The organism is Flavobacterium beibuense F44-8 (genome assembly GCF_000769915.1).
In the GTDB taxonomy this organism is placed as follows: Bacteria; Bacteroidota; Bacteroidia; order Flavobacteriales; family Flavobacteriaceae; genus Flavobacterium; species Flavobacterium beibuense.
This window is the reverse complement of the sequence record NZ_JRLV01000039.1, coordinates 1-5,159: the sequence shown is the minus strand read 5'-3', so window position 1 is coordinate 5,159 and position 5,159 is coordinate 1. Positions and strand designations below refer to the sequence as shown.

At 34.0% G+C, this 5,159-nt stretch carries 4 protein-coding genes; 2 read left to right on the top strand and 2 right to left on the bottom strand.

Annotated elements, in window-relative coordinates:
• Nucleotides 1-327 precede the first annotated feature (327 nt).
• Nucleotides 328-666 carry a helix-turn-helix domain-containing protein gene (locus Q763_RS17100; RefSeq protein WP_035136285.1) on the top strand — a complete coding sequence of 113 codons (339 nt, stop codon included), beginning with the start codon at nt 328-330 and terminating at the stop codon, nt 664-666.
• 82 nt (nt 667-748) lie between these two features.
• Nucleotides 749-3,142, top strand: a complete 2,394-nt coding sequence (locus tag Q763_RS17095; protein ID WP_035136284.1) for an ATP-binding response regulator — start codon at nt 749-751, stop codon at nt 3,140-3,142.
• Here Q763_RS17095 and Q763_RS17090 read toward each other — a convergent pair.
• Together Q763_RS17090 and Q763_RS17085 are read right to left on the bottom strand one after the other, a co-directional pair.
• Nucleotides 3,139-4,467 (bottom strand): sigma-54-dependent transcriptional regulator, encoded by a 1,329-nt coding sequence (locus tag Q763_RS17090; protein WP_035136282.1) that lies wholly within the window; start codon nt 4,465-4,467, stop codon nt 3,139-3,141. The genes Q763_RS17095 and Q763_RS17090 overlap by 4 nt on opposite strands.
• A gap of 136 nt (nt 4,468-4,603) precedes the next feature.
• Nucleotides 4,604-4,912, bottom strand: a complete 309-nt coding sequence (locus Q763_RS17085) for a hypothetical protein (RefSeq protein WP_035136280.1) — start codon at nt 4,910-4,912, stop codon at nt 4,604-4,606.
• Nucleotides 4,913-5,159 lie beyond the last annotated feature (247 nt).

Here is a 5,159-nt window from a genome sequence, read left to right as displayed (position 1 = left end):
AATAAAAGCCAGCTAATTAGCTGGCTTTTATTATTATTGTTAAAAAAATAATTCAAAAAGTAACTATCATTTTTTAACTATATATTTACTTTTTAACGGATAAAACACGTAGTACATCGATTATTTAAGTTTTAACTTCAACTTGGAACACTTCTTTTTTATTTTTATAAAATAAATACAGTATGTCTCAAGTTATAATACTATAGAGAGTTACGGTTTTGCACACCTTACTTGCAATATTTATAACAGCCAATAAAGTGTATTTACTAAATACAAACAGACAAAAAACCGAAAATTAGTTATAATTTAATTATTGCCAACTAAACCATGAACGTAATAGGCCAAAAAATTAAGAAACTTAGAGAAGAAAAAGGAATTACTCAGGAAACCATGGCGCTCCACCTTGATGTTACCCAGAGTAATTACGGAAGGCTTGAAAAAGACGACAGAAGACTAAATGTTGTTAAACTTCTCAAAATTGTACAAATTCTTGATGTGAACATCAACTACCTTTTCAACGAGATTGTAAACGAATCTGAACCGGGAGATGATATGTTCAATCAGGCAAACAAAGAAGTTTATGATATACTTGTTGAAAGCCTTAAAGCCGAAATACAACACCTGAAAGAAGAGATTAACTTTTTGAGGGTAATTGTAAAAAGCTAATATATTCTTAAAAAACACTATTCAATACTGAATACTTTGTGCCTGCGTTATAACTTAGATGCATTAACGCACTAATACCGTTATGGCCCAACCCAAATCAGTAAAATCAAAAGTAATAGCCGGATACCTGCTGCTCTTTATTTTTGCAGTAGTATCTGTATGGTTTGTATATAGTGAGATTTCCAAAATTGCTTCTAAAAGCGCGTCCGGAAACGACAACTCTAAAATCATACAAATAAGCAACACCATAGCTAACCTATACACTTCAGAAGCCATAGGCAAAACCGCTATGCTCAGTGGGCTTGATAGCGACTACAACAGCTACAATAAACTTATTGACAGCATTAATAATGATATCGACCTTATTAAAAAAGAGGCTGACTCAAGTCAGGTTGTAAAATTTGACTCGATACAATTATTAATAAACAAGAAGAGAAAAAGTATTTCGGGAATTATTAAATACCGTAAACTTAACAAGCCGGAATATGTACAAAAAAACTTTCGCAGTAAAATAAACAGTGTAAAAGACTCTCTTGTAAACCAGGCAACTCCGTTAAAACCTGAAGAGCGTTATACCTGGAGTCAGGTCGTAAATTCGGCACTACCTCCCAAAACACTAGACTCTATTAGAAAGTTCGCCTCAAACGACTCCCTTACCATCGCTTATAATCAGGTTATAGAAGAGCTGATAAACAAAAACAAGCAGGAACAAAATAAGTTAAATCGTGCCGAGCAGTTACTACAGGATGAAAACCGAATTATTTCCGATCAGCTTCGGGTAATACTGGCTTCGGTAGAAAAAGAAATTATCGAGAGGTCATCACAAAAAATGGCTGCATCACAATTGGCAATTTCATCGACCGTTAAAAAAATGGCATGGATTGGCGCTTCTGCCCTACTTATACTTATAATCTTTGCCTGGATAATTTTAAGTGATCTTACAAAAAGCCAAAACTACAGAAATCAATTAGAAGAACTTAATGCCGAAAATGAAAAACTGTTGCGAAGCAAAACAATGCTTATGGCCACAGTAACACACGACCTACAAACACCACTTGGAAGCATTATAGGTTTTTCAGATCTGATAAGTAATTCTGAAATAAACAGTAAACAGAAACAGTATCTGGACAACATAAAAGAATCTGCCGACTATATTCTTAAGCTGGTAAGTGACCTGGTAGATTTCTCTAAATTGGAAAACAGCAGAATCACAATTGAAGAATCATCTTTTAACTTAAAAACACTTATTGAAAACACCTGCAGAACCCTAGAACATTCTGCAGAAAATAAAAATATTGAACTTAACTGGGTTAGTGATGATAAGCTGGAAGACAATATAATATCAGACCCTTATCGCATTAAACAGGTTTTAACTAACCTTATCAGTAACGCCATTAAGTTTACTCAGGAAGGAACTGTAGAAGTACTGGCATACATAAAGAATCAAAGTATTTTCATTTCTGTGACAGATACCGGTATTGGTATAGCAAAAGAGAGCCATGCTAATGTATTTAAAGAATTCACACAAGCTAATGATGGCATAGAGAAAAAATTTGGAGGGACCGGACTGGGACTTACCATTTCTAAAAAGATAATTGAACTTTTAGGAGGAACAATAGAATTGCAAAGTGAAGAAGGAAAAGGATCTGAGTTCACTATAATTATACCATACCAAAAAGGTAAAAAAACTAAACCTACACAACAACAGGTTCAAATTAGAACTTATCCATACCTTAAAAACAAAAAGATTCTTTTAGTAGATGATGATGAAACCCAGCTATCATTATTAAACGAAGTATTTAGTGATAAAGGCGCTGTAGTAACTACAGAAGCAAATTCATCAAGAGTCGCTCAGCTTTTAACCGATAAATATTTTGACATCATACTTACCGATATCCAAATGCCCGGACTAGATGGGTTTGAACTTCTTGAAGAAGTTCGATCCATTAAGCAAAACATTCCGGTTATAGCACTTTCAGGAAGGAAGGATCTTGAAAAGGATTATTTTATAGAAAAAGGATTTACCGATTTTCATCCAAAACCGGTACAGGTCAATAAATTATTAGCTATAGTGTCAAATCTTTTTGGCGATAATATAAAAATAGATGCACAAAACATAACTACAACACAACGTCAAAACCGACCACTTTTTGACTTGAGAAGTTTATCTCAGTTTACACAAAACGACCCCGAATCTTTAAAAATGATTATTGATACTTTTATAGGCAGCTCAAAAGAAAACTGCGCTGACTTACAAAGTGCTTTAGCTGATAAAAACGAACAACGTATTGTGGAAGTATCGCATAAAATGATACCTATGCTAAAACAAATTGAAGCATTCCATATATCTGAAGTTCTTGACACGCTGGAAGAAAAACATTACTCAGGTAACTGGGACAAAATAGAACAGCAAATAAACACAGCCTGTAAAAACATAGAAACCCTCTTACAAAAACTAAATAAAGAAGTAAATTAAAGATCTATATTATATAGTTTAAGCTTATTATAAAGTGTTTTACGATCTATATCAAGCAGTTTAGCAGCTTTAGACTTATTATAATTTGTACGCTCTAAAGCTTTTCTTATAGCCTCTTCTTCACTTTCCTTAGAATAGCTTAATTGTATTTCCTCATTAGCTGACTGCTCCATCTCCGGAGGAAGTACTTCCAGCGAAATAGCATTGCCCCTGGTTAGTAACACCGAACGTTTAATAATGTTTTTCATTTCCCTAAGGTTACCGGGCCACGAATAATTAAGGAAAAGATCAATTACGTTTTGGTCAAATCGCTCAACATCCTTTTCCAGCTCTTCATTTGCCTGTGCCAGAAAATGATTTGCAAACATCATAACATCTTCTTTACGTTCACTTAGTTTAGGCACATGTATGCAAAACTCATTAAGCCTATGGTATAAATCTTCTCTAAAATCTCCTCGCTTTACAGCTTCGCCTAAATCTTCGTTTGTAGCAGCTACCACCCTAATATCTACCTGTTGCTCAGTATTACTCCCTACTGGCTTTATTTTGCGCTCCTGAAGAGCTCGCAGCAATTGCACCTGAACATCATAAGAAAGATTTCCTACTTCATCCAGAAATAAGGTGCCGCCATTAGCCGCTTCAAAGTGTCCTGTTTTATCTGTCACAGCGCCTGTAAAAGATCCTTTTATATGCCCGAAAAACTCACTCGAAGCTAATCCTTTAGGTATAGCACCACAATCAACCGCCACAAAAGGTTTACTAGCTCTCTTACTTTGCATATGTATAGACTGGGCTATATATTCTTTACCCGTACCACTATCACCAATAATTAACACCGACATGTTTGTTGGAGCAACAAGATTGATATGGTCGTATAGTTTTGCAGAGTCACTACTGATTCCCTTTACAAAACCCGATACTGTTTTTTTAGGCTCGGTAACAGTATTAGATTTTTTTGTCTCCTTTTTTAATAATGCCTGCTGAATAGTATGTAAAATCTCATCTGGGTTTATTGGTTTTCCTACATAATCAAAAGCACCAATCTTCATTGCATTTACAGCAGTCTTGATATCAGTATACCCTGTCATAAGTATAACCTGAGTTTTAAGCCCTTTCTGTGTGATTGACTTAAGTATTTCAAGTCCGTCACTATCAGGCAACCTAATATCAGTTAAAACTATATCGAAGAATTCTTTGTTTAATTCCTGAAGTGCATCATTACCGTTAAACGCAGTAACAACATCATACCCTCTCTTTTGCAAGAAAGTTTTTAGTAGTAAGCAGAAAGAAGTATCGTCGTCAACAACCAGAATTTTTACACTCATTATAATCTAAAGTAAATAAACACAAATTTAATGTTTTTGGAATTTTAAACTGTTAATAAAAACAAAAGGAGATGTATTACCATCTCCTTCTGTCGAAGAATTTACCAGATTCTTCAAATCACCTTACTATATATCTTTAAGCTTCTTTTACAAACTCTCCTGTTGCTTTGTAAATAGCTGTTATTTTAGTTTTCTCCTTAGTAAGAACAACCTTGTACTCAACATCATCCGATAAGTAGGCCTCATCAAGTGAGTAACCACTGTACTTGGCACTAATAGATCTTAAAACATCTACCGGAACATCTGATGTGTCTATCTTAGCATACTCCTTTTCCTGTCCCTGTAATACAACCTTATTAATATCTAATGTTGTATTCGCAATAACATTTGTTGTACTAACACCAAACAATAATAATAGTCCCAATAATAAATTTTTCTTTTCCATAGCATTTAATTATTTGGCTGTTTGTATATGTAATATGAAATAACCGTACCAATCGAGCCAAACATCACTATAAAGACAGCAAACAACTGTAAAACAAACAGTTAAGTATTTGTAAAAAAGAAATAAAATTGTAGAATCCTGTAGAAATACACAACAAAAGTGTAGAATTTCCACAACTAACAGTTGTAAAGAAATAAATATGTGTAGAGATAGAATCGTATAAAAACAAAAAACCCTATCCATAATA